Origin of the sequence: Parasphingorhabdus cellanae (assembly GCF_017498565.1) — a bacterium.
GTDB classification, from domain to species: domain Bacteria; phylum Pseudomonadota; class Alphaproteobacteria; order Sphingomonadales; family Sphingomonadaceae; genus Parasphingorhabdus; species Parasphingorhabdus cellanae.
The window spans coordinates 284,021-308,630 of the sequence record NZ_CP071794.1 but is presented as its reverse complement, the minus strand read 5'-3'; the positions used below and the strand labels follow the sequence as shown (position 1 = coordinate 308,630).

23 protein-coding genes are annotated in these 24,610 nt (G+C 52.2%); 9 read left to right on the top strand and 14 right to left on the bottom strand.

Going from position 1 to position 24,610, the window contains the following annotated elements; all coding sequences use genetic code 11:
* Window position 1: 1 nt before the first annotated feature.
* The 6 genes from J4G78_RS01470 to J4G78_RS01445 all read right to left on the bottom strand — a co-directional run bounded on the left by J4G78_RS01470 (window position 2) and on the right by J4G78_RS01445 (window position 5,816).
* Window positions 2-961 (bottom strand): carbon-nitrogen hydrolase family protein, encoded by a 960-nt coding sequence (locus J4G78_RS01470; RefSeq protein ID WP_207988125.1) that lies wholly within the window; start codon window positions 959-961, stop codon window positions 2-4.
* Window positions 962-979: 18 nt separating this feature from the next.
* The gene (locus J4G78_RS01465) at window positions 980-1,411 is read right to left on the bottom strand and encodes an MAPEG family protein (protein WP_207988124.1); all 432 of its coding nucleotides are present in this window, start codon (window positions 1,409-1,411) and stop codon (window positions 980-982) included.
* Window positions 1,412-1,432: 21 nt separating this feature from the next.
* Complete coding sequence (locus tag J4G78_RS01460) at window positions 1,433-1,861, bottom strand: MAPEG family protein (RefSeq protein ID WP_207988123.1); 429 nt, start codon at window positions 1,859-1,861, stop codon at window positions 1,433-1,435.
* A gap of 71 nt (window positions 1,862-1,932) precedes the next feature.
* Complete coding sequence (locus tag J4G78_RS01455; RefSeq protein WP_243457178.1) at window positions 1,933-3,132, bottom strand: type III PLP-dependent enzyme; 1,200 nt, start codon at window positions 3,130-3,132, stop codon at window positions 1,933-1,935.
* Window positions 3,133-3,307: 175 nt separating this feature from the next.
* The gene (locus J4G78_RS01450) at window positions 3,308-4,471 is read right to left on the bottom strand and encodes a carboxynorspermidine decarboxylase (RefSeq protein WP_207988121.1); all 1,164 of its coding nucleotides are present in this window, start codon (window positions 4,469-4,471) and stop codon (window positions 3,308-3,310) included.
* A gap of 127 nt (window positions 4,472-4,598) precedes the next feature.
* Window positions 4,599-5,816: a saccharopine dehydrogenase family protein gene (locus J4G78_RS01445; RefSeq protein WP_207988120.1), complete on the bottom strand. Its 1,218-nt coding sequence runs from the start codon at window positions 5,814-5,816 to the stop codon at window positions 4,599-4,601.
* A gap of 53 nt (window positions 5,817-5,869) precedes the next feature.
* Here J4G78_RS01445 and J4G78_RS01440 point away from each other — a divergent pair, with 53 nt between their 5' ends.
* The 4 genes from J4G78_RS01440 to J4G78_RS01425 all read left to right on the top strand — a co-directional run bounded on the left by J4G78_RS01440 (window position 5,870) and on the right by J4G78_RS01425 (window position 8,800).
* Window positions 5,870-6,850 (top strand): threonine ammonia-lyase, encoded by a 981-nt coding sequence (locus J4G78_RS01440; RefSeq protein ID WP_207988119.1) that lies wholly within the window; start codon window positions 5,870-5,872, stop codon window positions 6,848-6,850.
* Between the two features lie 38 nt (window positions 6,851-6,888).
* Window positions 6,889-7,458: a sigma-70 family RNA polymerase sigma factor gene (locus J4G78_RS01435; RefSeq protein ID WP_207988118.1), complete on the top strand. Its 570-nt coding sequence runs from the start codon at window positions 6,889-6,891 to the stop codon at window positions 7,456-7,458.
* Window positions 7,451-8,164, top strand: a complete 714-nt coding sequence (locus J4G78_RS01430) for an anti-sigma factor (RefSeq protein ID WP_207988117.1) — start codon at window positions 7,451-7,453, stop codon at window positions 8,162-8,164. Before J4G78_RS01435 ends, J4G78_RS01430 begins: the two co-directional genes overlap by 8 nt.
* Before the next feature lie 84 nt (window positions 8,165-8,248).
* Complete coding sequence (locus tag J4G78_RS01425; protein ID WP_207988116.1) at window positions 8,249-8,800, top strand: fasciclin domain-containing protein; 552 nt, start codon at window positions 8,249-8,251, stop codon at window positions 8,798-8,800.
* Between the two features lie 57 nt (window positions 8,801-8,857).
* On the opposite strand, the gene J4G78_RS01420 is transcribed toward J4G78_RS01425, so the two are convergent.
* The 4 genes from J4G78_RS01420 to murI all read right to left on the bottom strand — a co-directional run bounded on the left by J4G78_RS01420 (window position 8,858) and on the right by murI (window position 13,617).
* Complete coding sequence (locus tag J4G78_RS01420) at window positions 8,858-10,432, bottom strand: cisplatin damage response ATP-dependent DNA ligase (protein WP_207988115.1); 1,575 nt, start codon at window positions 10,430-10,432, stop codon at window positions 8,858-8,860.
* A gap of 3 nt (window positions 10,433-10,435) precedes the next feature.
* Complete coding sequence (locus J4G78_RS01415) at window positions 10,436-11,434, bottom strand: ligase-associated DNA damage response exonuclease (RefSeq protein WP_207988114.1); 999 nt, start codon at window positions 11,432-11,434, stop codon at window positions 10,436-10,438.
* A 46-nt stretch (window positions 11,435-11,480) separates the two neighbouring features.
* Entirely contained in the window at window positions 11,481-12,695 is a 1,215-nt protein-coding gene (hemA, locus tag J4G78_RS01410; RefSeq protein ID WP_207988113.1) for a 5-aminolevulinate synthase, read from the bottom strand.
* Window positions 12,696-12,804: 109 nt separating this feature from the next.
* Entirely contained in the window at window positions 12,805-13,617 is an 813-nt protein-coding gene (gene murI / locus J4G78_RS01405; RefSeq protein ID WP_207988112.1) for a glutamate racemase, read from the bottom strand.
* A 147-nt stretch (window positions 13,618-13,764) separates the two neighbouring features.
* On the opposite strand from murI, the gene plsY reads away from it, so the two are divergent.
* The 3 genes from plsY (at window position 13,765) to topA (ending at window position 18,187) form a co-directional block, all read left to right on the top strand.
* A complete protein-coding gene (gene plsY / locus J4G78_RS01400; RefSeq protein ID WP_207990317.1) occupies window positions 13,765-14,358 on the top strand; it encodes a glycerol-3-phosphate 1-O-acyltransferase PlsY in 594 nt (197 codons plus the stop codon).
* Between the two features lie 31 nt (window positions 14,359-14,389).
* Window positions 14,390-15,502 (top strand): DNA-processing protein DprA, encoded by a 1,113-nt coding sequence (gene dprA / locus J4G78_RS01395; RefSeq protein WP_207988111.1) that lies wholly within the window; start codon window positions 14,390-14,392, stop codon window positions 15,500-15,502.
* A 111-nt stretch (window positions 15,503-15,613) separates the two neighbouring features.
* Entirely contained in the window at window positions 15,614-18,187 is a 2,574-nt protein-coding gene (topA, locus tag J4G78_RS01390) for a type I DNA topoisomerase (RefSeq protein WP_207988110.1), read from the top strand.
* A gap of 66 nt (window positions 18,188-18,253) precedes the next feature.
* Here the strand turns inward: topA and J4G78_RS01385 are convergent, their stop codons facing one another.
* The 4 genes from J4G78_RS01385 to lepB all read right to left on the bottom strand — a co-directional run bounded on the left by J4G78_RS01385 (window position 18,254) and on the right by lepB (window position 21,501).
* On the bottom strand, window positions 18,254-19,036 hold the full coding sequence (locus J4G78_RS01385; RefSeq protein ID WP_207988109.1) for a DUF2189 domain-containing protein: 783 nt from the start codon (window positions 19,034-19,036) through the stop codon (window positions 18,254-18,256).
* A 107-nt stretch (window positions 19,037-19,143) separates the two neighbouring features.
* The gene (era, locus tag J4G78_RS01380; protein ID WP_207988108.1) at window positions 19,144-20,037 is read right to left on the bottom strand and encodes a GTPase Era; all 894 of its coding nucleotides are present in this window, start codon (window positions 20,035-20,037) and stop codon (window positions 19,144-19,146) included.
* Window positions 20,034-20,702, bottom strand: a complete 669-nt coding sequence (gene rnc, locus J4G78_RS01375; RefSeq protein ID WP_243457177.1) for a ribonuclease III — start codon at window positions 20,700-20,702, stop codon at window positions 20,034-20,036. The genes era and rnc overlap by 4 nt, the downstream gene beginning before the upstream one ends.
* Window positions 20,695-21,501 carry a signal peptidase I gene (lepB, locus tag J4G78_RS01370; RefSeq protein ID WP_207988106.1) on the bottom strand — a complete coding sequence of 269 codons (807 nt, stop codon included), beginning with the start codon at window positions 21,499-21,501 and terminating at the stop codon, window positions 20,695-20,697. Before lepB ends, rnc begins: the two co-directional genes overlap by 8 nt.
* Window positions 21,502-21,658: 157 nt before the next feature.
* Here lepB and pgi point away from each other — a divergent pair, with 157 nt between their 5' ends.
* The gene (gene pgi, locus J4G78_RS01365; protein WP_207988105.1) at window positions 21,659-23,152 is read left to right on the top strand and encodes a glucose-6-phosphate isomerase; all 1,494 of its coding nucleotides are present in this window, start codon (window positions 21,659-21,661) and stop codon (window positions 23,150-23,152) included.
* A gap of 18 nt (window positions 23,153-23,170) precedes the next feature.
* Complete coding sequence (gene gor / locus J4G78_RS01360; protein ID WP_207988104.1) at window positions 23,171-24,517, top strand: glutathione-disulfide reductase; 1,347 nt, start codon at window positions 23,171-23,173, stop codon at window positions 24,515-24,517.
* The last annotated feature ends 93 nt before the right edge of the window (window positions 24,518-24,610 follow it).

Genomic DNA, 24,610 nt, shown 5'->3' with positions numbered 1-24,610 from the left:
TCTAGTCTTCGGACCAGTTCACGCCCTCTTTTGGCCGCGTATCTACCGTTAGGTCGAACACGTCCGCTCTGGAGTAATGGCCGTCGACGTCCAGCGCCGCCTTGGCTTCCTTGCCGGAATCCAGGTTGATCTCGGCTGTCAGGATCATGTCCCGCTCGCCCGCTTCTGCCAAAATAGTGGCATCGGGACCGACAATGATGCTTTGACCGAATTGCAGCTGTGTGTCTGGAATTTCCATGAACAGCGCCTCCGCTTCGGCATTACCGCCGCCCAGGTTCAGGCCTTCGAGCAGATCATCGCGGTGTAGCAATGTGCCTGCCGCCAGCACATGGCACCCGCCCTCAAAGGCATAATGGCGTGAGGCAATCTGATAGCTCTCTCGCACCGTCGGCCAGGCCGCGACATGAACATCTTCGCGCAGATTATGCATCGCGGCGCGAGCGAGGGGCATCCAGTGCTCCCAGCAAATCAGATTCCCCGCCCGGCCCCAGTCGGCCTGATGTACGTTAATGGTCGAACCATCGCCGCGATTCCAGATCAAGCGCTCCCCATGGGTTGGAACGAGCTTGCGGTGATTCAGCACCGGCATGTCGGGCCGGAACAGCATCTGGTTGTTGTAGAGACTGGAACGCATCCGCTCATGCACGCCGATGGAAATGCACGATTTGGTCGCATCTGCCAGATCCTGCAGCGGCGCCAGTCGCGGGTCATTCTCGATGATCGCTTGATCCATCAGGATGCGGTGCAAGGCCTTGCTGCCGGGATGATCCCACAACGCAGCGCTGGGTGCCTCGTCAAGCCAGATCGGATAACCGCCCAGAAATGTCTCGCCAAAACCGATCATCTGCGCGCCCTGGTCACTGGCACTGCGTGCCAGACTGACCGCCTGTTCGATACCCTTGTCTATGCACAGCGGAACCGGTGCCGCCTGAACGATTGCGACATTCAAAAGGTTTGGCATGGGAAAGACCGTTTCTGGTTAGTGGAACACTGCAATCGCTGCGTGGATGGCCAGAGCGATAATACACAGGCTCGACAATGCAAATACCAAAAAGCGGTATTTGATCCGGTTCGATATAACCTGAATCAAGCTATGAATAACCCGCAAACCGACATATGCCCAAGCTATCGCCAGGCTGACGCCGTCACCTTGACTGACCAAAGCAAGCACCAGACACACCGCATAAAAAAGAGTTGGCTCGTCGAGTAGATGATTATAATTATGCGCCTTCCACTGAATTTTTTCTGGGATCACCGCATCAAGATCACTCCCGACCCCACCAATCAGATTGTCCACATCAATGTCAGCCTTGTTCATCGCTGGAATGCGCGTGACATACATCCACAGCCACATGATCATGGTCCACAATATGAGCGCCACGACCGGCTGCAAGATAAGATTATTTTCCATTATATTCCCCCAATGATGAAATCAGAATAGCGTCGTGAGAAATGCATTGACTGCCATAATCAGCAGACAGATTGTCGATGCCAGAAACAGCAGGAACCGAACATTTACCAGATTGACCGTCGCCTGCCATATGCTGTGCAGGATACGCAGCACCACATAGCCCCAGGCCAGCCAGAGGTTGATCCCTGTCCCAGCCTCCGCAACCGCGAGGATGACGACGGTGGCATAAAACAGCGTCGGCTGTTCCATCAAATGGGTGTAATTATGCGATTTCCACGCAACCTTGTCCGGCAGCTGCGGATCGACATCTGGTCCGCGTCCGCCGGGCTTTGCGGTGATGTCGATGCCCATTTTCTTGGCTGCCGGAAGTCGTGTCCCCGCCATCCAGAAAAGCATGACAAGTGACCAGATGACCAGCAAAGCCGCTGGTGCCAATATGGCTGTGCTCATAATATCCTCCCAAATATTGGGTGGAACCTGCTTCACATATTGTAAATTGTCAAACGCAACTTAATCGGTGGTCACGCGCCGGGGAAGGACACCACATTCTCACGGTCTGTGCGATCAAGATTGTCACCGACATAGACGCTCGCCATCGGTTCATCGGTCACGTCGTAATCGTCAATCGAACCATAGCCGTTAAACTTGGTCCGCATCGCCGATCCATAGGCGCCGAGCATGCCGATCTCGATATAGTCGCCGGCCTTAACATCAGCAGGCAGCATGAAGGGTCCGGCCATATGATCCATGTCGTCACAGGTCGGCCCATAGAAGCTATATTCGGTCGATGCCGCGTGATCTGACCCATCGCCCAGCAACTGCACCGGAAAACGCCAGCCTATATGGGCGGCATCAAACAAGGTGCCATATGCGCCATCGTTGATATAAAGTTCATTGCCGCGCCGCTGTTCCACCTTTACGATCAGCGAATTATATTCCGCGGATAAGGCGCGACCCGGCTCGCACCAAAGTTCCGCCGAATAGCTGATCGGCAGATCTTCAAACGTCCGGTCAATCGCGCTGAAATAATGGTTGAGCGAAGGCGGAGCCATATCAGGATAGATAGACGGAAAACCGCCGCCGACATTGACGATATCCACAGTAATGGATGCCTCGACAATCGCCGTACGGACACGTTCCAAAGCATGAACATAAGCCAGTGGCGTCATCGCCTGACTGCCGACATGGAAACAGATTCCCAGTTCATCAGCAACCTGACGGGCGCGTTGCAGCAGCTCAACAGACTGATCAACCTCCACGCCAAATTTGGAGGCCAGGCTGATCTGCGCAAATTCCGAAGCCACCTTGATCCGTACACAAAGCGTCAGATCTTCTGCGCCACCAGTGGCCCGCTCAATCTTCTCCAGCTCTTCGATGGAATCGAGCGAGAACACCCGCACGCCGTGATCATGATAGGCTTCGCGGATTACCGCTTCCGATTTGATTGGATGCATGAAACACAGCACGGCATCGGGCAACGTGCTGTGGACCAGGCGCACTTCATCAATCGACGCAACGTCATAATGGGTCACGCCTTCACGGAACAAAAGCTTCAAAAGCGCGGGCGACGGGTTCGCCTTCACCGCATAAAGCGACTTGCCGGGAAACTGTTCGACAAAATAACGCGCCGCGCGCCGCGCGGCATGCGGGCGGTTCAGTAAAACTGGAATGTCGGGGCAAAGAGCCTTCGTCAGCTCCTGCGAATCATAGAAATTGTGCAACTCAAGGGACCCCCTTAGATTTAAAGATCGATTGAGCTGCCTTGCGGATTCGCAAGCGGCCATGGGGCAGCGAGGGCGGCTATATGGCCGCTTCGGCAATCTGTAAAGTCTCTATGGCCTATAAATATGGCACAAATGCGGAGATTTATTGCGATGCAACAATTTAAGAGGTGCTTTAGCTCAACCGATCCCGAAATTCGGTCCAGTCAAACTGCTTCACGCAGCGCAGATCATCGGTCTCGCTATTCCACAGCCAGATTGATGGCAGCGGGACACCGTTAAACGTATTGGTTTTGACCATCGAATAATGGGCCTGATCGAGAAAGGCTATTCGTTGGCCGATATGCGCCGGTTCCGGAAGCCGATAGTCGCCGATAATATCACCGGCTAAACAGCTTGGTCCACCAAGTCTGATAGCGTCCCCGTCACTGGCTTCTCCAAGCATGGCAGGACGATAAGGCGCTTCAATAACATCCGGCATATGGCAGGTGGCGGATAGGTCGGTAATCCCTATCGGCATGTCGTTATCAAAAACGTCCAGTATCTCACCGACCAATATCCCCGCATCCAGCGCCACAGCTTCACCTGGTTCGAGATAAATTTCGCAACCTGACTTTGCCCTTAGATCAGACAGGAATTGCACCAGCGCCTCGCGATCATAATCATCCCGGGTGATATGATGACCGCCGCCGAGATTGATCCATTCGAGCTGATCGAAATAGGGAGCAATCAGCGGTTCGATCTTGACCCATGTTTGTTCCAGTGCATCGAAATTCTGCTCACACAGATTGTGGAAATGGATACCGGAAATGGCGTTGAAATGGTCCGCCTGAAGCTGCGACACCGGAAACCCCAATCGACTATGCCGCTGGCTAGGGTCATATTTGGGCGTTTCACCCAGCGCAATTTCAGGATTTAAACGCAATCCTATATCGCAGTTATCGAGACCCTGACCGGCTTCCCTTTTCCATCTTTCAATCTGCGTCGGATTATTGAATATGACATGTTCGGACAGAGGAGCAATCTCGACAAGATCGTCCGCTTTATAGGCGGGGGAATAGGTGCTGATTGAACCGGTAAAATGCTCACTGGCCAGCTTCGCTTCCCAAAGTCCCGAGGCACAAAAGCCGTCGAGATACTGATCGATCAGCGGCGCCAGAGACCACATCGAAAATGCTTTCAGCGCAAGCAGCACTCTCGCACCGGAAAGCGTCCTGATATCCGCCAGTATCTCTAGGTTCCGGCGAACCGCTGCTTCATCGACGACAAAGGCAGGCGAGGGCACTCGCGCCAGATCAAAATGCGCAAATGCGCCGGGATCGCCTGCTTTGGTTTCCATATAGCCTCCCTCTCCCTCTTCAGGGGAGAGGGCCGGGGAGAGGGGGAGTCCAATTTGCCCGGCCAGTAAGATGAGTTTCGAGAGACTGCCCCTCTCCCTAACCCTCTCCCCTCAAGGGGAGAGGGAACTAGAATTCCAACGGCCCATCCAGCTCTTCGAGCGTCCATGGCAAGCCATGCTCATTCAGCATGTCCATAAACGGATCGGGATCAAATTCTTCCATATTGAACACACCATCTCCGGTCCAATTTCCGGACAGAATCAAAGCCGATCCGATCATTGCGGGAACGCCGGTGGTATAGCTCACACCCTGATTGCCGGTTTCTTCAAACGCGGCTTCGTGGCTGCAGATATTTTTGACGTAGAGGGTTTTCTGGACGCCGTCTTTTTCGCCCGTCGCTATCACCCCGATATTGGTGTTGCCTTTGGTCGTTTCCCCAAGGCTCGCCGGTTCCGGCAATACCGCTTTCAGAAATTGCAGCGGAATAATCTCACGGCCCTCATACATGACTGGATCAATGCGGGTCATGCCGACATTTTGCAGCACTTCGAGATGGGTGAGATAGGCATCACCAAAAGTCATCCAGAAACGAATGCGCTTGATTTCCGGAATATGGGTTTTCAGGGATTCAATTTCCTCATGATACATCAGATACATGTTCTTCGGGCCCACAGCCTCGAAATCAAATTCCTGTTTATGGGATAGAGCAGGGGTCTCGACCCAGTCGCCATTTTCCCAGTGACGTGCGGGGGCTGTCACTTCACGAATGTTGATTTCCGGATTGAAGTTGGTGGCGAAATGCTGGCCATGATCACCGCCATTGCAATCCAAAATATCGACCGTGTCGATCCGGTCGAAATGATGCTTCTTCAGCCATGACGTGAATATGGAAGTAACCCCGGGATCAAAGCCGGACCCTAGCAGCGCCATGATGCCAGCGTCCTTGAAACGGTCCTGATAATCCCATTGCCACCTATATTCGAACTTGGCTTCATCGCGCGGCTCGTAGTTGGCGGTGTCGAGATAATCAGTGCTGGTCGCTAAGCACGCGTCCATGATCGGCAAGTCCTGATAAGGCAGGGCGAGATTCACAACGAGAGCGGGCTGCACTTGTTCGATAAGCGCGGTCATCGCGGGCACGTCATCTGCGTCAATTTGGGCGGTCTCGATCGCAACGCCGGTGCGGGCCTTAACGGACTCGGCAATCGCCTCACATTTGGAAACCGTTCGACTGGCCAGCGTGATCTCGGAAAACGGACCTGTTTCTGCGGCTATTAGCTGCGCCATCTTGTGTACAGCCACTGAACTGACACCGCCTGCACCAATCACCAGAACCTTGCTCATATCGCACACTCATTTTGCTAGAGGAATCGAGTAACCGCATATAGAAGGACGCCATGACAGAGCAATTACTTTTGGACCCGACCCGCAAACCAAGTGCAGCGGGGGTTGAACGGGCCGCGGGCAAGGTTGCTGATATTCTTCCCAAAACGCCGCTATTGCCGCTGACTGTCGATGGAAAGACAATCTGGTGTAAGGCAGAATGTTTGCAACCCATCGGTGCCTTTAAAATACGCGGTGGATGGCATCGTCTAACCGATTTAGACGAAGATCAACGCAAGTGCGGCGTGGTGGCCTTTTCCAGCGGCAATCATGCACAAGGCGTGGCCTGGGCGGCGCAACGTCTGGGGGTAAAGGCGACCATCATCATGCCGGCGGATGCACCGCTGGCGAAACTGGATAATACGAAGAAGCTTGGTGCGGAAGTGATCACCTATGATCGTCTGGCTGATTCTCGCGAAGAACTCGCGGCAGAACTGGCCGGGAAAACCGGCGCCGTGGTTGTGCCGAGTTTTGACGATCCATGGATTATCGAAGGGCAGGGCAGCACTGGTGTCGAAATACGCGAGCAGATGATTGCTCAGTCCGGTGCAGCGCCCGATCATCTTGTCGCCTGCTGTGGCGGTGGCGGGTTGGCTTCGGGCATGTCGTTGGTCAATCCCGAAGCCGATATCACCCTGGTGGAACCGGAAGGCTGGGACGATATGAAACGGTCGCTGGAAGGTGGTAGCATCGTTCCGGTGCAGGATAATCCGCCTGAAACAGAATGCGACGCCCTGCAGACACTTATTGTTTCGCCATTGACCTTTAATGTTTTGAAGGCCCGTAACGCCAATGCTCTGGCTGTCACCAAAGCGGAAGTGCATCACGCGATGCGGGTGGCATTTGAAAAATTGCGTCTAGTTGTGGAACCAGGAGGGGCGGTCGCGCTGGCCGCGATATTGGCTGGCAAAGCTGCTGTGACCGACCGAACAGTCATTACGATTTCTGGCGGTAATGTGGACCGTGACCGGTTCGCTGCGATAATAGGTGCTTGAAACTTTGGTGAATTGTCATAGTCTCTGGGGCGGAGAATATGCCCCAATCCAGTGAATCAGATCGCGCCCGCGCGCAGCTCTCCGCCCTGATCGGTCAGGCTGCCGGTGGCGACCGTCAGGCGTTTCAGGATATATATAATCTGACTTCGGCGAAACTTTTTGGCGTTTGCCTCCGTATCTTAAGTGATCGCCAGGCATCGGAAGATGCGCTGCAGGATGCCTATGTCAAAGTCTGGCGCAATGCAGGGCGGTTTGATGCACAGCGGGCCAGCCCGATAACATGGCTGGCGACCATCGCGCGCAACACCGCCATCGATCGGAAACGATCAGGCGGCAATCGGGTGATGGTTTCGGATGACGCCATAAAGGATATGGCAGCGGATGAGCAAAGTGCATTGGATAGGCTGGAAAAACAGGAAGGTGCGGATATTTTAAACAAATGCCTCGATAGTCTGGAAGCACGGCAGCGCAACGTGATCCGAACGGCTTTCTTTGAAGGGCATAGCTACAATGAATTGGCACAAAAGCTGGGTACGCCTTTAGGGACGGTTAAAAGCTGGGTTCGCCGGGGATTGAAGCGTTTGAAGGATTGCATGGACGATGGTTGAAGAAACGGAACCCCTGACGGACGACGAAGCGCTGGCGGCGGAACTGGTTCTTGGCTTGCTGGATGGCGACGACAAGGCTGTGGCGCTGCGCAAGCAATTGGCTGACCCTGCATTTGCCAAGGCCGTTGATGATTGGAACCGGCGCGTTGATCCTTTATTTCAGGAATTTCAAGAGGCTGAGCCAGCGCCTGCGGTCTGGGCCGGGATTGAGCGCCGTCTCGACAGCGAGTCATTGAGCGGCGCGTCTGACGGCATAGTGGTACAGATGAAGCGCTGGCGGACCGGGGCGATTGTATCTGGCGCGCTGGCTGCCTGTCTGGCGCTTGCGATTATTGTCAGTCCTGCTTCGCTTATGTCACCTTCCGAGCCCCAATCCGTAGCGGTTGCGCAACTGACCGGGGACATCGAGGGGCTGGTGCTGGCGGTGTCCTACAACCCGGAAACGGCCGAGATGCGAGTCGATGTGAACGGCATGCCGGAAACGGAAACCGAGCCGGAACTGTGGATTGTAGACAATGACGGCGTGCCCCGCTCGCTAGGGCAAATCGGCCGCCAGGGCATCAGCGAGATGACCGTGCCACGCGACCACCGGGAATTACTGAATTCCGCGGCAACTTTGGAACTTTCCATGGAGCCTCCATCCGATGTGCCCCATGCCAAACCCACCGGAGAACCGGTTGCTACCGGAAAAATAACAATTATCTGAACTTTTTTGCATCCGTTTGAAAAGTCGGTCCGTAACTCTTCACATATCCAGGTTCGGATATGGATTTTTTAGGAGTTACCCCCCATGAAGAATATTCGTTTTTCTAAAGTTGCCATCGCACTCGTTGGTTCGGTTGCATTAGCTAGTGGCGGAAGTGCCTACGCCAAACATCATGCAGAAATGTCATCAGAAAATATCGTTCAGAAAGCCGCCAACACTGATGATTTCTCCACGCTGGTTGCGGCAGTAACGGCCGCTGATTTGGCTGGAACGCTTTCAAGTGATGGTCCTTTCACTGTATTTGCACCCCTTAATTCCGCTTTCGCAAAACTTCCCGAAGGCACCGTGGAAACTCTCATCAAGCCTGAGAATAAAGATACACTGACTTCAATCCTGACCTACCATGTTATATCGGGCCGTTTTAAAGCCAAAGACGTAATGGGCTTGATCAAGCAAGCGCCCGATGGCGTCGCGTCCATTCCAACGGTTCAAGGCGGTGTTTTGAAAGCTTCAATGGGTAGCGACGGTTCCTTGATGTTAACTGATGCCAAAGGTGGCACATCCAAGGTCGTGATGGCTGACGTGAACCAGTCCAACGGCGTTATTCACGCGATCGATACGGTTGTGATGCCATAATCGCAAAATATTTAAATCCCCCTAGACCTGCAGAACTTTGCTTCTGCAGGTCTCTTTTTATGTGATCATTTTTTCCAGGGTTGATATCTGGTCGGCCTCTGCTGCAGGCTTATCAAGCCTAATACGAGAAATTCTGGGAAAACGCATCGCCAAACCAGATTTATGGCGTTTGCTTTTGTGGATCGAATCAAATGCAACTTCGAGTACCATTGTCTTGTCGACTTCACGAACTGGTCCAAAGCGATTGAGCGTGTTTTGTCGAACAAACTTATCGAGCATTTTAAGCTCTTCGTCGGTAAAGCCAGAATAAGCTTTTCCAACGGGATATAACTCGCCGTCGTCAGTCCAACACCCAAATGTATAGTCAGAATAAAATGACGATCTTTTGCCGGAACCGCGTTGCGCATACATCATTACGCAATCGGCCACTAAAGGATCACGTTTCCATTTATACCACAAACCGGTTTTGCGGCCCGATATATACGGACTATCGCGGCGTTTCAGCATGACTCCTTCTATCGCTGCATCTCTAGCGCCTTCACGAATTTCGCTAAGATGGGCAAAATCTCGTGCTTCCAAAATCGTCGAAATATCAAATCGTTTGGCGTCTAATTTAGGCACGAGCGATTCCAGTTTCTGTCGGCGGTGTGACCAACTTTGTTCGCGTAGATCCACTTCTCCATCATATAAAATATCGTATAATCGAACAAATGCAGGGTATTCTTCGAGCATTTTCTTAGAAACCTTCTTGCGCCCCAGTCTTTGTTGGAGAGCATTGAAACTTGCCGCTTCACCGCCTTGAAATTCGCCGCGAACCAAAAGCTCGCCATCAACTACCCCGTTGGACTGAAAAGCATCGGCAATATCTGGAAAGGCCGCCGTAATATCGTCTCCGCCACGGCTAAACAATTTGGTCTCTTGTCCTGTACCGACAATCTGAATGCGGATGCCGTCCCATTTCCATTCAGAAGCGTACTCCTCTAAATCAAGCGTTTTATTTTCCAACGGGTGAGCAAGCATGAAAGGTCGAAAAAACGGAACTCCGGTTAAATCAGGCCGTTCAGCTTCGCCTTCACCCCATGCAAATAGTTCTGGATAAGGCGCGGATAGAGCATGCCAAACCTCTTCAATATCTTCGACAGCCATGTCAAAGGCCTGAGCGAAAGCGGTTTTTGCCAATCGTGCAGAAACGCCGACTCGCATTCCTCCTGTCGCTAGTTTCAGCAAAGCGTAACGTTCGTTAGAACCTAATTGATCCATCAAATTTGCCAATAATTTTGGAGCATTGAGCCTGCTGACAGCCGCAAGTTCGTCAACGATTTTACCGACAGTTAGAGTATCAGTTGCCGAAATAGCGTTACTTCCTGGCCAAATAAGTGCTACTGTTTCAGCGGTGTCGCCGACAAAATCACGGCTGAGTTTAAATAGAGTCTCGTCAACCCGCTCCATGGCCATGTTGCGCACTGCGGACGCCTTTACGGTAGGAAAGTCTAGCTCTCCTGTCAGTGCGGCCAACACCCATCCGCGATCCGGATCTGCTGCTTCCTTTAGGTAATCACTGATCAGTCGTAATTTACCATTACGAGACCGGGTATAAATCAAGCTATCAATTAGGTCTGAAAACGCTCGCATTAATTAATCGTCTTCCTCTTCACGACCCACCATCTCCAAGGCCCTCGCTTTCATCTGGTTGAGCTCACACCAGTGAACTAGAGCATCTTCTCGGCCGTGGGTAACCCAAGTTTCTGAAGGAGAAACTTCTTTGATGGTCCGGGTTAACTCATCCCAGTCCGCATGGTCAGATACAATTAAGGGAAGTTCTACATTGCGTTGACGCGCCCGTTGCCGGACTCGCATCCATCCAGAAGCCATTGCAGTTATAGGTTCTGGTAAACGCCTACTCCAACGATCATTTAGTGCAGAGGGAGGTGCCAAAATAATTTGTCCACGCATCACTTCTTTTTCAGTATCCATAACAGGCCGGATCTCGCCGAGATCAAAACCTAATTCCTGATACAGATGACACATTTTTTCCAATGCACCATGCAGATAGATTGGATCCATATATCCCGCTTTTCGGAGCTCTCCAATAATGCGTTGCGCTTTACCTAAGGCGTAGGCTCCTACCAAAATGCAACGATCTGGATTGGCTGATTTTGCAGTCAATAGCTTCTCTATTTCAACAGCGGTGTTGGGATGTTTAAAGACTGGAAGGCCAAATGTGGCCTCTGTAATGAATATATCACACGGAACGACTTCAAAGGGGGGACAGGTTGGATCGCTCCGACGTTTATAATCGCCAGTAGCGACGACCCTCTCCCCTTGATATTCCATCAATATCTGCGCCGAGCCTAAGACATGACCGGCGGAGTGATAGCTAATTTTTACACCGCCGATTTCGAAGCCATCACCATAGTGCACGGGCTGTCCTGAATTTGTTCCATAGCGCAAGCCCATGATCGCCAAAGTTTCTGGAGTTGCCCAAACCTTTTCGTGACCGCCGCGTGCATGATCCGCATGGCCGTGCGTTACTAAGGCACGCGACACTGGTTTGGCAGGGTCGATCCACGCGTCTGCTGGTTTTATATATATGCCATGCGGATGTGGCTCTATCCAATGGGCTGCGTTGGTCATGCTGACTTATAGCGTTGAAAAACCAAAAAGTTCCAGCGAAACGCTATCAAGCTGCGAGTTGCAACTCCATACGACTCCAGATTTCGACCAAAGCTTTCGTTAGATCAGTCATCATATCTTCTGTATGAACTGGTCCAGGAGTAAACCGTAGGCGTTCCAGGCCACGTGGTACGGTCGGATAGTTGATTGGCTGCACGTAAACGCCATATTCTGCGAGCAGGATGTCGCTTATTTTTTTAGCTTTGACCGGGTCACCAACCAACAACGGTACGATATGGGTCGTCGAACCCATGACGGGCAGGCCGGCATCTGCAAACATTTTTTTCAATGTTTGAGCTGCGGCTTGTTGGCCATCGCGCTCTTGATTGGATTTTTTAAGGTGCCGCACACTTGCCAACGCACCTGCGACTAGGACAGGGGACAGGCTAGTGGTGAAGATAAAACCAGGGGCATAAGACCGAATAACATCGATGATTTTCTGATCTGCGGTTATGTAGCCGCCCATTACGCCAACCGCTTTTGCCAATGTCCCTTCGATGATTGTGATACGATTGGCTGCGTTGTCACGTTCGGAAATACCGCCACCATGTTGGCCATACATGCCCACCGCATGTACTTCATCACAATAAGTGAGTGCGTTATATTTATCTGCAAGGTCGCAAATCTCGTGCAGCGGAGCAACATCACCGTCCATTGAATAGATGCTCTCAAAAGCGATTAGTTTCGGAGTACCAGCGTCTTCAGCGGCTAACAATTCTTCGAGATGTTCAAGATCATTGTGGCGGAAAACACGCTTGTCACAGCCACTATTTTTGATACCGGCAATCATCGAAGCATGGTTCAATTCATCCGAAAAAATTACGCAACCTGGCAAAATTTTAGTGAGCGTAGATAGCGTAGCTTCATTAGAAACATAGCCGGATGTAAACAGCAAGGCGCCAGATTTGCCATGCAAGTCCGCTAGCTCACTTTCTAGCTGCACATGATAGTGGGTGTTACCGCCTATATTTCGCGTTCCACCTGAGCCCGCGCCAACATCATGCAACGCTTCTTCCATCGCAGCTATGACATCCGGATGTTGGCCCATTGCAAGATAGTCGTTAGAGCACCATACCGTCACCGGCTTTGGGCCATTATGATGCGCAAAACAGCGAGCGTTGGGGAAAGTCCCTTTATTACGCAATATATCGATAAAAACCCGATAGCGGCCTTCGCTGTGAAGACGGTCAATCGCTTGAGAAAAAACTTTATCGTAGTCCACGTTACACCATTCCCTGTGTCATTCTCTCACCAAGCGATCCCTGTAAAATGGCCATTAACGACCTTTTTATAGAATTTCCAGCGCGAACCATTCGCAATAAGCCCTTCTGCTAAAGGACTTCCAATTCTGTTAGTCCAAATCCGTTTAGCGTCTTACGATAACGCTTTAATTCTGCCAGCGATCCGGTGGTAACAAAAACACCATTTTCAGGGGCCTCTGGCCATTTTATCTCAGCGGTTAGATGGGCAATCCGCCTCGCTATTCCTTGTGAACCATCGATAAATTGAATGTCTCTAACAAATGATTTTTGCAACTCTTCTTGCACCAAAGGAAAGTGAGTGCAGGCCAATATGACAGTATCGATATCATTTCCATGCCTTTGGCGGATAAGTCCAGCAACGGCAGCATCAATAATTTTCTGGTCCGGTGTTTCGCCCCGTAATTTGGCTTCTGCTGCGTGAACTAAATCAGGGGCACCGAAACGCAGCAGTTGTTTGGTTGGAGCAAATTCGGTTGCCAATCGGTCTACATACGGCTGGCGAATTGTAGCCTGCGTCCCAAGCAAACCAATCACGCCAGTCTTGGTCATCTGACTTGCTGGCTTGACGGCTGGGACAGTCCCAACAACGGAAATGTCCAAAACGGATCGGACAACATCAAGCGCTACGGTGGAAGCCGTATTGCAGGCAATAGTAACCAACATCGGGTTATAGCGCTCAACAAGCCGCCCCAAGAGCAGTGGAATGCGCGTAGAAAGCTCATCTTCAGACTTCATACCATAAGGCATGCCAGCATAATCTGCGGCATAGACAATTGGTGCATTTGGCAACAACTTCTTCGCCTCCCGCAGAACAGATAGTCCCCCAACACCCGTATCGAAGAATAAAAGCGGGCCGGGTGATCTTGTTTTATCGGCTTTCATTATCTTACCTTAAAGACGGCTAATCAGCGCATTGGCTAGCTCGACTGACCCTACAACTGGTTGATCTTAGCTGTTTTTACAACGCAAAAGCCTTGCCGAAAAGCTTTCTTACAGATAGCTCACCGAAATCAAAGGGGATTTGGTGTAATGCAATCCATGTGGATTGAACCAATTTTGGCTGTTTTCTTCGGCTATATGCTGGGGGCAATACCTTTTGGCCTGCTTCTAACACGTTTAACGGGTGGCGGAGATCTTAGAGAAATTGGGTCAGGAAATATTGGGGCTACCAATGTTTTACGGACGGGCAACAAAGCGATTGCGGCACTTACGTTGTTGCTGGATGTTGGCAAAGGTGCCGTGGCAGTGTTGATTGCGGTGAATTTTGACAAGGGATTAGGCGTTTTGGCGGGCATGGGCGCGTTTTTGGGTCACCTTTATCCGGTTTGGCTGAAATTCAAAGGTGGCAAAGGGGTTGCGACCCTTCTGGGTATCGTTACCGCTTTGGCACCGGTTCTGGGCATAGTATTTGCCGTTACCTGGCTCAGCGGACTTGTAATATTACGCTATTCATCCGTCAGCGGTATGCTCGCGTGTATTTCGGTGCCTATAACCGCAGTAATAGTTGGCCTTTATTCGTGGATACCCATGTTTATAGGCTTTGCTCTGCTTGTAATCTGGAAACATCGCGCTAATATTGAGCGCTTGATGGCAGGCGAAGAACCCAAAGTCGGAGCCTCCTGACCCACCCCCTAACCGTTAAACGGTACACAAAATGAATGAAGATTTTGATCGGCTGAGGCTGATTCGATCCGCCAATATTGGCCCGGTGAGCTATGTTCAACTTATCCGGCGCTATGGTTCAGCCGCCAAAGCCCTGGAAATGATTCCACAATTGGCGGCGAGAGGCGGGGGCAGGGCACCACGTCTATCAGACCCCGCCGCCGTCGAACGGGAAATGAACGAAACTCGCAAACTGGGCGCAGATTATTTGTTTCTCGGTGATCCGAATTATCCCTATTTGCTAGCGGAACTCGGCAATCCCCCGCCAGCTTTGATCTGGCGTGGCAATTTGTCGCTGCTCAATCATTCAACAGTCGCTATCGTTGGCGCGCGCAATGCCTCCGCCGCTGCCTGCCGTTTCGCGAGGGACTTGGCCAACAGCTTAACGACGGAAGATATTTCGGTTGTGTCCGGTCTGGCGCGAGGAATAGATACTGCAGCGCACCAGGGTTCTATCAACCGATCAACCATTGCCGTTATCGCTGGTGGAATAGATATTCATTACCCTCCAGAGAATGAGGCGCTGCAGGGCCAGATCGCACGTGACGGGCTGTTATTGGCCGAGCAACCTCCCGGAACGGAGCCCAAGGCACGCCATTTTCCTTATCGTAACCGCATCATAGCCGGCATTGCGCTGGGGACGGTTGTCATAGAAGCAGCGCCTAAATCGGGCTCCCTGATCACCGCCCGTTTAGCCGCAGAGGCTGGTCGTCACGTGATGGCTGTCCCTGGATCACCGCTGGATCCTCGCTCCAGAGGTTGCAACGGACTGATCCGTGACGGCGCTACGCTCATCCAATCGGCAGATGATGTTTTGGAACTTATACAGCATTTTGATGAACGCGCAGCCGGGGCGAATATTCCCTATGACCTTTTTGAAACACAAGAACATCCGTCGAAACTGCAAGAAACGGCAAATGAAGAAATTGAAGACGCCGCCCGCCATTCACTGATCAACCTACTCAGCATGACGCCCGTGTCTGTCGATGAGCTTGTCCGGCAATCTGGCTTGTCGGCCGCATCGATACAATTGATCTTACTGGAACTGGAATTGGCCGGAAGATTGACCCGCCACGCAGGCGCGCGCGTAAGTTTGCCTAGTTGAAATCCTGCAAAATTCGGCTAAAGGGCATTTTCGTTGATCAAGGACTTGACGAACGTCCAATCTGTGTTCCAGCCTCGCGTGTGTACGTGAGACAAATGAAAATCGGAAATTATGCAATTAGTAATCGTTGAGTCACCCGCCAAAGCGAAAACAATCGAAAATTATCTCGGATCGGATTTCAAGGTGCTGGCCTCTTACGGTCATATCCGGGATCTGCCGCCCAAAGATGGCTCGGTTGATCCGGACGATGGCTTTGCCATGCTGTGGCAGCCCTATGCAGACAAGACCAAGCAGCTCAAGGCGATTACCGACCTATCCAAAAAAGCCACGCGCCTCGTTCTCGCAACCGACCCTGACCGGGAAGGGGAGGCGATTAGCTGGCACGTGCTAGAGGTTTTGAAAAAGAAAAAGGCGCTGCCTGAAAAAGTGGATCGCGTAACGTTTAACGCGATTACAAAATCCGCCGTTACCGAAGCCATGGCGCATCCGCGCGCTTTGGACGACGATTTGATTGACGCCTATCGCGCGCGACGTGCGTTGGATTATCTGGTGGGCTTCACGCTTTCACCTGTGCTGTGGCGCAAGCTGCCCGGTGCCAAATCCGCTGGCCGCGTCCAGTCCGTGGCCCTGCGCTTGATTGTCGAGCGCGAGCGTGAAATTGAAGTTTTCAATCCGCAGGAATATTGGTCCGTCACATCGCAGATGGAGCAGGGCGGTCAGGCTTTTGAAGCACGGCTCACCATTCATCAGGGCAAGAAGCTTGGCAAGATGGATCTGTCCAACGAAGCCAAGGCCATGGCCGCCAAAACGGCGGTTGAAAACGGCCTGTTCACGATTGAAACGGTCGAAACAAAGCCGCTTACCCGCAACCCGCCACCGCCATTCACGACCTCGACCCTGCAACAGGAAGCGGCCCGTAAACTCGGCTATTCGGCAAGCCACACGATGCGCATCGCGCAGCAGCTTTATGAAGATGGCGGCATCACCTATATGCGTACCGATGGCGTGCAGATGGATGGCAGTGCCATTTCTGCCGCGCGCAAAGCGATATCCGATCGCTATGATGCCAGCTATGTGCCTGACAGTCCGCGCATCTATAAATCCAAAGCCAAAAATGCGCAGGAGGCCCATGAGGCGATCCGGCCTACCAGCTTTACCCGCGACACGATGGGCAGCGGCGATCATGCCAAGCTGTACAGCCTGATCCTGAAACGCGCCATGGCCAGCCAGATGGCCGCCGCGCGACTGGAACGCACAACTGTCGAAATGCTCGACGGCACGGGGCAAACCGGTCTGCGTGCTACCGGACAGGTCGTCAAATTCCCCGGCTTTATGGCACTTTACGAAGAAGGCCGCGACGACAGCAAGGACGAAAATGGCGGCTTGCTGCCGGCCATGTCCAAGGGGGATAGTCCGGCGAAGAAATCGGTCGAAGCCAATCAGCATTTCACCCAGCCTCCGCCCCGTTACAGCGAAGCAAGCCTGGTCAAGAAGATGGAAGAACTGGGCATTGGCCGTCCTTCCACCTATGCCTCGATCATCAAGACGCTGAAAGATCGCGCCTATGTTCGAACCGAGGGAAATCGTTTCTTTGCAGAGGAAAGTGGGCGGCTTTTAACAGGTTTTCTCGAAAGGTTTTTCGAGCGCTATGTCGCTTATGAATATACCGCAGGCCTTGAGGACGAGCTGGACGATGTCAGTGGCGGCCGTGCGGAATGGCAAAAAATTCTTGAAGCTTTCTGGCATGATTTCAAGCCCAAGACGGCCGAAGTCATGGAGAAATTGCCGTCCGAAGTTACGGCAGAGCTGGACAAATTCCTCGAACCCTATCTGTTCCCGGAAAAGGAAGACGGCAGTGATCCGCGCCTGTGCCCGCGTTGCAATGAAGGCAAGCTGGCCCTTCGTGGTGGCCGTTTCGGCGCCTTTGTCGCTTGTTCCAATTATCCCGAATGCAAGTTCACCCGGCGCTTTGCCCAAGGTGGCGGCGCCAATGCCGACGCGGATGAAGGACCGGAAGACCTGGGTGTTGACCCGGATACCGACGAGAAAATCACCAAAATGGTCGGTCGCTTTGGTCCCTATGTTCAGCGCGGCGAGGGCAAGGAAGCGAAACGGTCGTCTATCCCGAAAGATGTACCGGCAGAAGAGTTTGGCCTTGAATGGGCATTAAAATTGCTCTCTTTGCCACGCGAAGTCGGCATGCATCCGGAAACGGGCAAGGAAGTAAATGCGCAAATCGGCCGTTATGGGCCCTATCTGAGCCATGACGGCAAATCGGCGCGCCTGGAAAACACCATGGAAGTGTTCGAAATCGGCATGAACGCCGCTGTTGCCAAGCTCGCCGATGCCGCGAAAAACGGCAAGGGCGGGCGCAGAGGCGCCGAGCCGCTCAAGATCATGGGCAAACATCCGCGCACCGAAGAAGAAATCAAGCTGATGGATGGCCGCTACGGCCCCTACGTCACCGATGGCACGACCAATGCGTCACTGCCCAAGACAGTGGATAAGGACCAGTTGACGCTGGAAGAAGCAGCGCAACTCATTGATGACCGCGCGGCAAAAGGCCCGGCCAAGAAGCGCAAGAAGAAAGCGGCGCCAAAGAAGAAGGCTGCTGCCAAGAAAAAGCCTGCGGCGAAAAAGAAACCGGCGGCGAAAAAAGCCCCTGCGAAGGCTAAGGCGGAGTAGGGGCGCTCCGGCTTTTGGGCTGGGGCTTGCGTTGGTGGCTACGTTAAAGTTCGTTTGCGTCTGTGACTAGGCGCCCGACTGGCTGACCGAGCGACGATATAAATGCCAGGTTGCATGCCCTAGCACCGGAAGCACCAGGAGAAGCCCCAGAAAGAGCGGGAGCATGGCGACAAACAGCGCAATCGCGATCATCACAGCCCAAGCCAATAAAACGGCTTTGTTCGACCGCACGGTTGCCAGGCTCACGATAATGGCGGTGATAAAGTCCACTTCGCGATCGACCAGTATCGGCAGGCTGACAACTGTCACGGCATAAAAGGCCAGCGCCATCAACCCGCCCACAATACTGCCGACAAGCAACATCATCAGGCCCGCGCCGGTGCGAAACAGCTCAAGCGACTCTGACCCAATGCCGGATTCAGCAAGAAAGATGGCGAATATGCCGTGGGCGACCATCAGCCAGAATGCGAATGCGACAAACAGGATGACGCCCATGCTCAATATTTGCTCGTCACCATGTCCGCGCAGGGCTCCGAGGACCGCTCGCCAACTCATCGGCAGGCCGGCTTCCCGGCGCCGGCTGACTTCATAAAGACCCACGGCCACAAAGGGCGCGAGTAATGGAAACCCTGCCGCAACCGGGACCAGCCAAGCGATTTCACCGCGGACAAACAGTCCGAAATAGAGAAACATCCCGGCAACCACGTAAATACCTGCGAAAAATAGCCCGAATAAGGGATAGGCTCTAAAATCGGCCCAGCCTTTGGCAAGGGCGACGCGAAGGTCGCCGGTGGTGAGATCGCTGGCGACCGCTGCTGGTGCAATCTGAGCTTGTTGGCCTGTGCTCATGACATCCCCTCCTCGTGGAAACGCCGTCGGATAATGCATCAAATCAACCGTTACATCAAGTTTTGGGGAAATTGATGATGATGCCAGAACGCAAAGGGGCGGGGCGGTTACTTAACCCAATCAAGGCCCATATCCTGATAGAGGCTCTTATCCTCATCCCAATTCGCGCTGACTTTGACGTGAAGATAGAGGTGGACGGTCTTGCCCAATATCTCGGATAGCTCGGCACGGGCCTTGGCTCCAATATCCTTGATCTGATGGCCGCCTTTGCCGAGGATGATCGCGCGCTGTGTGGGTTTTTCGACCAAAATCTGCTGGTGGATTTCCAGCGAGCCGTCTTCCCGCTCCTTATATTGTTCCATCGCAATGGCGGTCGCATAGGGCAGTTCGGCATGGAGCTGGCGGAAAACCTGCTCACGGGTGATTTCTGCGGCCAAAATCCGTTCGCTGGCGTCGGAAACCTGATCTTCGGGAAAATGCCACGGGCCTTCCGGCATCGCGTCGACCAGATAGGCTTTCAGTTCTTCCAGCCCGTCGCGAGTTTTGGCGCTGACGAAAAAGGTTTCTTTAAAGCCGCACAGATCATTGAGTTTGGTGACATGGGTGAGCAACTTGTCTTTTGCGGCGATATCAACCTTGTTCATCACCAGAACCAGCTTTTCCGGACGGTGCTTGATCCGTTCGACGATGGACGTGACCTTGGGGCCGAGGCCAGCGCGCGAGTCCACCAGCATAATGATGACATCCGCATCTTCCGCGCCATCCCAAGCGGCAGAAACCATGGCCCGGTCCAATCGGCGGTGCGGTTCAAAAATACCGGGCGTGTCGACCAGCAACAGCTGTGTATTGTCTTCCATCGCAATACCCAGCAATCGCGTTCGTGTGGTTTGTGGTTTCGAGCTGGTAATCGCGACCTTTTGCCCTACCAAAGCGTTGATCAATGTCGATTTGCCCGCATTGGGCGCTCCAATTAGCGCGACAACTCCGCATTTTTGGGTCATGTATATTTTTCCAGAAAGAGTTTTGCAGCTGTGGTTTCCGCGGTCTGGATAGAGGAGGCGGTGGCCTCGACTTCTCCAACTTTGTTAATGCTGGCTCTAACTGTGAACCGCAGATCATGATGCGGTCCCGTTTTCTCAACCAGCGCGTAAATCGGCATCTTGCGGTTATGCGCCGCCGCCCACTCTTGTAACGCGGATTTTGGATGCCGGATATCCTTCGCCATGCCCGAAATCCGGTCACCCCAAAATTTGAGAATAAACTGTTTTGCCGTATTCATACCATGATCAAGATAGACTGCACCGATGAGTGACTCCATGACGTCACCCAATACCTTGGCACTCTGCCGAGCGCCATCGTCCCTCGCCTGTTTCCCGAGTAGCAGATGGTCGGATACGCCCAGGCTTCGGGCAATTTCACCACAGACTTTACCAGAAACTAGACCATTTAGTCGCTGCGATAATTTACCCTCAGGTTCGCTGGGGAATTGCTTATAGAGCTGTGCAGCAATCGTCAGACCCAACACGCGATCACCCAGAAATTCAAGTCGCTGGTAATCGCCATCGCCGAAGCTTCCATGAGTGAAAGCGCGGATGTAGAGAGTCTCGTCTCCCGGCTTTTTTCCGGTCAGTGTTGTCAGCCAGTCCAGAAATTCCGGTTTATTCAAAACCCTCTCCAATACGCTCCCAACGCGCGGCACTAAACCAGGTCCAGGGTTTGATCCATTCCGCCGAACCATCGGTCGAGAACACCGATACGAGCGCACGCCCTACCAGATTTTCCTGCGGGACCATACCTATGGCTTGTCCTTCGACGGCGGGGAACCGGCTGTCGGCGCTGCGGTCGCGATTATCGCCCATTAAGAACATATGTCCATCGGGCACGACAAAACTCTCTGTATCGTCGCCTACAGAGCCTTCATTAACGTCCAATATCTTGTAGCTTCGGCCATTGGGCAAAGTTTCTTGAAATTGAGGATAGCGACAGATTCTTTCACCATCTCCGTTTGTCGTCTCGAAATATTCGGCATAGCAAGGGCTGTTAGGTGATACCAAATGGGTATAGTCTTCGATTTTCTTCCGCTCGACGGCAGACCCGTTAATTGACACGACACCACCCGTAACTTGAATAATGTCACCGGACAGACCAATGACGCGCTTGATATAATCATCGTTACCACTTGGCGGCGCTTTAAAAACGACCACATCGCCCGGCGTTGGTTTGTTCGCCAATATGCGCCCCGGGATAACCGGCACGCTGAACGGCATGCTATATTTAGAATAGCCATACGGCCATTTTGCAACAAGCAGATAATCGCCAACCATCAGACGTGGCTGCATTGATTCCGACGGAATGTTAAAAGGCGATACAATGAAACTGCGCAAAATGATGACGAATAACGCCAGTTTTACGAGGAATATCATGAAATCAGCGGTTTCGGATCGCTCAGCGGTTTTATCTTTCATCGCGCCCCTTTGCTGATAATGATGCGTGCGGTCAAGAGACAGTATTTATCGGCAATTTCCAGTGATTTGGCCTTGTTCACAAGATGGACGCAAGATAGAGCTATGTTGCGAAATATGGGGTGGATAGATCATTGATATTAACAAGAAAGAATGTGCTTTGGATCATTGGAATGCAATAGAAACGTACCCCTCTTCATCGCCAAATGAATTGTTCGCAACCGATCCGGATCGTGTTGAGCAGCTAAGCTTTGAACAATCCGGCATTTATTTTGATTTTTCGAAGACGCACATGGATGTCGCTCTGCTTGCGAATTTTCGCAAATTGGCTAACGCGAGCGGCCTATCAGACCATATAGAAGCATTGATGAGCGGCACTGCTATCAATCTTAGTGAAGGCCGCGCGGCCGAACATACAGCAGAGCGCGGTATCGGTGCAGAGACCAGTGTAGAAAATGCACGGTTGCTCAAAAACCGGATGCAAGGCTTGGTTCAAGCCATCGAAGCGGGCGCTCTAGGGGAGATTGAGCATATCATTCACCTGGGAATTGGCGGCTCTGCATTGGGCCCTGAACTGCTGCTGAAAGCCTTAAAAATCGGTGACGAGAAATATGAAACAGCGGTCATTTCAAATATCGATGGTTGCGCTCTGGAACCCGTGCTTGAACGCTTTGATGCCCATAAAACATTGCTGGTCATCGCGTCGAAAAGTTTCACCACAGCAGAAACATTCCTGAACGCACGCTCTGTTACTGACTGGATGACGGAACAGGGTGTTTCTGATCCGTTTGGGAAAATTGTCGCGTTAACCGCCATGCCTGAGAAGGCTGTTAAATGGGGTATTGACGAAAGCCGTATATTGCCTTTTTCAGAGACAGTCGGCGGGCGTTATTCGCTCTGGTCTTCAATCGGCTTCAGTGTTGCACTGACACTGGGCATAGAGGTTTTTGATGATCTGTTAGCTGGTGCTGCTGAAATGGATCGGCATTTTAAAGAAGCGCCGTTTGACCAAAATATTCCGGCCATTGCCGCTTTTTGTGACCAATATTATAGTCAAGTTCAGGAGTGTGAAACACGTGCCGTGTTCGCTTATGACGAGCGGCTGAGTTTAGTACCAGACTATCTTCAGCAGCTTGAAATGGAGAGCAATGGTAAATCGGTGCTGGCAGATGGTGGGATATTAAAGCGCCACAGCAGTCCGATTGTTTGGGGCGGGGTGGGGACTGACGCACAGCATGCGGTGTTCCAACTGCTCCATCAAGGTACCCATCTGGTACCCGTAGAATTTCTTGCGGTGATTGAGCCCGGCCATTCATTGGCGGGAGAACATCATGAGGGTTTGCTACTCAATTGCTTCGCGCAGGGCGCAGCCCTGATGGCTGGCAAAGCATCCGATGATAGTAATCGAAATTATCCGGGTGACAGACCATCTTCGACCTTATTACTGGAGGAGTTGAACGGACGGACATTAGGCGCGCTCATTGCCTTTTACGAGCATCGGACGTTTGCAAATGCGGTGCTTTTGGGCATCAATCCTTTTGACCAGTTCGGTGTTGAGCTGGGCAAGGAAATGGCCAATGCGCTTTTGGCAGGTGATGGTAACCAAATGGACGCTTCGACCGAAACACTAAAAAACCGGGCATTTCCTGCCTGAGTTATCAAGGAAATAAAAATGTCGGAATATGATTATGACCTGTTCGTCATTGGCGCAGGATCAGGCGGAACAAGAGCGGCGCGAGTCTCTGCGTCTTATGGAGCGAAAGTCGCTGTTGCTGAAGAATATCGCGTAGGCGGCACTTGCGTTATCCGTGGCTGTGTACCGAAAAAAATGCTGGTCTATGGCTCTCACTTTTCGGAAGAGCTGGAAGATGGCAAGAATTTTGGATGGACCTGGGAAAATGCTAAATTTGACTGGATCAAATTGCGCGATCATGTGCTTGCAGATGTGGATCGGATTAACAACGGATACACCGAAACACTGAATAATCACGGTGTTGAGATTCTGATGGAACGGGCCGAGATTGTGGGCCCACATGAAATCAAACTTGCCAGCGGCAAGACCGTCACTGCCAAATATATATTGATCGCCGTCGGTGCATGGCCAGATGTTGCGGAGTTTCCTGGAAGCGAACATATGCTGACTTCCAACGAGATGTTCCATTTGGAGAAGCTACCGGAAACCGTGATAATCTCTGGCGGTGGCTATATCGCCAACGAATTTGCTGGAATTTTCAACGGTCTTGGCAGCGAAGTATTTGTTGTCAATCGCTCCGACGTAATCTTGCGGGGATATGACGAGAGCTTGCGGGACCGATTACTACAAATTGCGATGACCAAGGGTATAAACTATAAGTTTAATTGTACGTTCGATAAGATCGAGAAGCGCGAAGATGGCGCTCTGGATGTTTACATGGATGGAAAGTCGGCTATGCGCGCTGACGTCGTATTGGCGGCCACCGGACGGCGTCCAAAAATTGACGGACTTGGTCTGGAAAATGCAGGCGTCGAAACGAACGACAAAGGTGCCATCAAAGTGGATGAATATAGCCGGACCAATGTCGATAGCATCTACGCTGTGGGCGATGTGACAGACCGCGTCCAACTGACCCCTGTTGCCATTCGTGAAGGGCAGGCTTTTGCCGAAACGGTGTTTAACGATACGCCCAAGACAGTCGATTATAACTGCATTCCATCAGCGGTGTTTTCCCAACCGCCTATTGCTTCGGTCGGCCTGACCGAGGGCGAAGCGCGGACGCAATATGGCAATATCAAGGTCTATTCATCGGATTTCCGGGCGATGCGCAACGCCTTTGCTGACCGGCCAGAACGCAGTCTTTATAAAATGATTGTTGAGGCCACGAACGAGAAGATTCTTGGCCTGCATATGATCGGTCCGGATGCGCCGGAAATCCTGCAGGCGGCGGCGGTTGCTGTGAAAGCGGGTTTGACCAAGCAGGCTTTTGACGACACCATTGCCCTGCATCCCAGCATGGCTGAGGAATTGGTCCTGCTCAAATAGGTTGACGCTACGGCATAGGCCGTTTCAAAAGTAACTTAATCGATCGATTAATTTGATATTGACGATTGCCTAACCGGCTGTGCATTGACTAGG

What these genes read in the sequence shown, in the direction of transcription:
- J4G78_RS01470 (WP_207988125.1), bottom strand. Translation starts at nt 961, where the DNA reads ATGCCAAACCTTTTGAATGTCGCAATCGTTCAGGCGGCACCGGTTCCG.
- J4G78_RS01465 (WP_207988124.1), bottom strand. Translation starts at nt 1,411, where the DNA reads ATGGAAAATAATCTTATCTTGCAGCCGGTCGTGGCGCTCATATTGTGG.
- J4G78_RS01460 (WP_207988123.1), bottom strand. Translation starts at nt 1,861, where the DNA reads ATGAGCACAGCCATATTGGCACCAGCGGCTTTGCTGGTCATCTGGTCA.
- J4G78_RS01450 (WP_207988121.1), bottom strand. Translation starts at nt 4,471, where the DNA reads ATGGAAACCAAAGCAGGCGATCCCGGCGCATTTGCGCATTTTGATCTG.
- J4G78_RS01445 (WP_207988120.1), bottom strand. Translation starts at nt 5,816, where the DNA reads ATGAGCAAGGTTCTGGTGATTGGTGCAGGCGGTGTCAGTTCAGTGGCT.
- J4G78_RS01440 (WP_207988119.1), top strand. Translation starts at nt 5,870, where the DNA reads ATGACAGAGCAATTACTTTTGGACCCGACCCGCAAACCAAGTGCAGCG.
- J4G78_RS01435 (WP_207988118.1), top strand. Translation starts at nt 6,889, where the DNA reads ATGCCCCAATCCAGTGAATCAGATCGCGCCCGCGCGCAGCTCTCCGCC.
- J4G78_RS01430 (WP_207988117.1), top strand. Translation starts at nt 7,451, where the DNA reads ATGGTTGAAGAAACGGAACCCCTGACGGACGACGAAGCGCTGGCGGCG.
- J4G78_RS01425 (WP_207988116.1), top strand. Translation starts at nt 8,249, where the DNA reads ATGAAGAATATTCGTTTTTCTAAAGTTGCCATCGCACTCGTTGGTTCG.
- J4G78_RS01420 (WP_207988115.1), bottom strand. Translation starts at nt 10,432, where the DNA reads ATGCGAGCGTTTTCAGACCTAATTGATAGCTTGATTTATACCCGGTCT.
- J4G78_RS01415 (WP_207988114.1), bottom strand. Translation starts at nt 11,434, where the DNA reads ATGACCAACGCAGCCCATTGGATAGAGCCACATCCGCATGGCATATAT.
- murI (WP_207988112.1), bottom strand. Translation starts at nt 13,617, where the DNA reads ATGAAAGCCGATAAAACAAGATCACCCGGCCCGCTTTTATTCTTCGAT.
- plsY (WP_207990317.1), top strand. Translation starts at nt 13,765, where the DNA reads ATGCAATCCATGTGGATTGAACCAATTTTGGCTGTTTTCTTCGGCTAT.
- dprA (WP_207988111.1), top strand. Translation starts at nt 14,390, where the DNA reads ATGAATGAAGATTTTGATCGGCTGAGGCTGATTCGATCCGCCAATATT.
- topA (WP_207988110.1), top strand. Translation starts at nt 15,614, where the DNA reads ATGCAATTAGTAATCGTTGAGTCACCCGCCAAAGCGAAAACAATCGAA.
- J4G78_RS01385 (WP_207988109.1), bottom strand. Translation starts at nt 19,036, where the DNA reads ATGAGCACAGGCCAACAAGCTCAGATTGCACCAGCAGCGGTCGCCAGC.
- era (WP_207988108.1), bottom strand. Translation starts at nt 20,037, where the DNA reads ATGACCCAAAAATGCGGAGTTGTCGCGCTAATTGGAGCGCCCAATGCG.
- lepB (WP_207988106.1), bottom strand. Translation starts at nt 21,501, where the DNA reads ATGAAAGATAAAACCGCTGAGCGATCCGAAACCGCTGATTTCATGATA.
- gor (WP_207988104.1), top strand. Translation starts at nt 23,171, where the DNA reads ATGTCGGAATATGATTATGACCTGTTCGTCATTGGCGCAGGATCAGGC.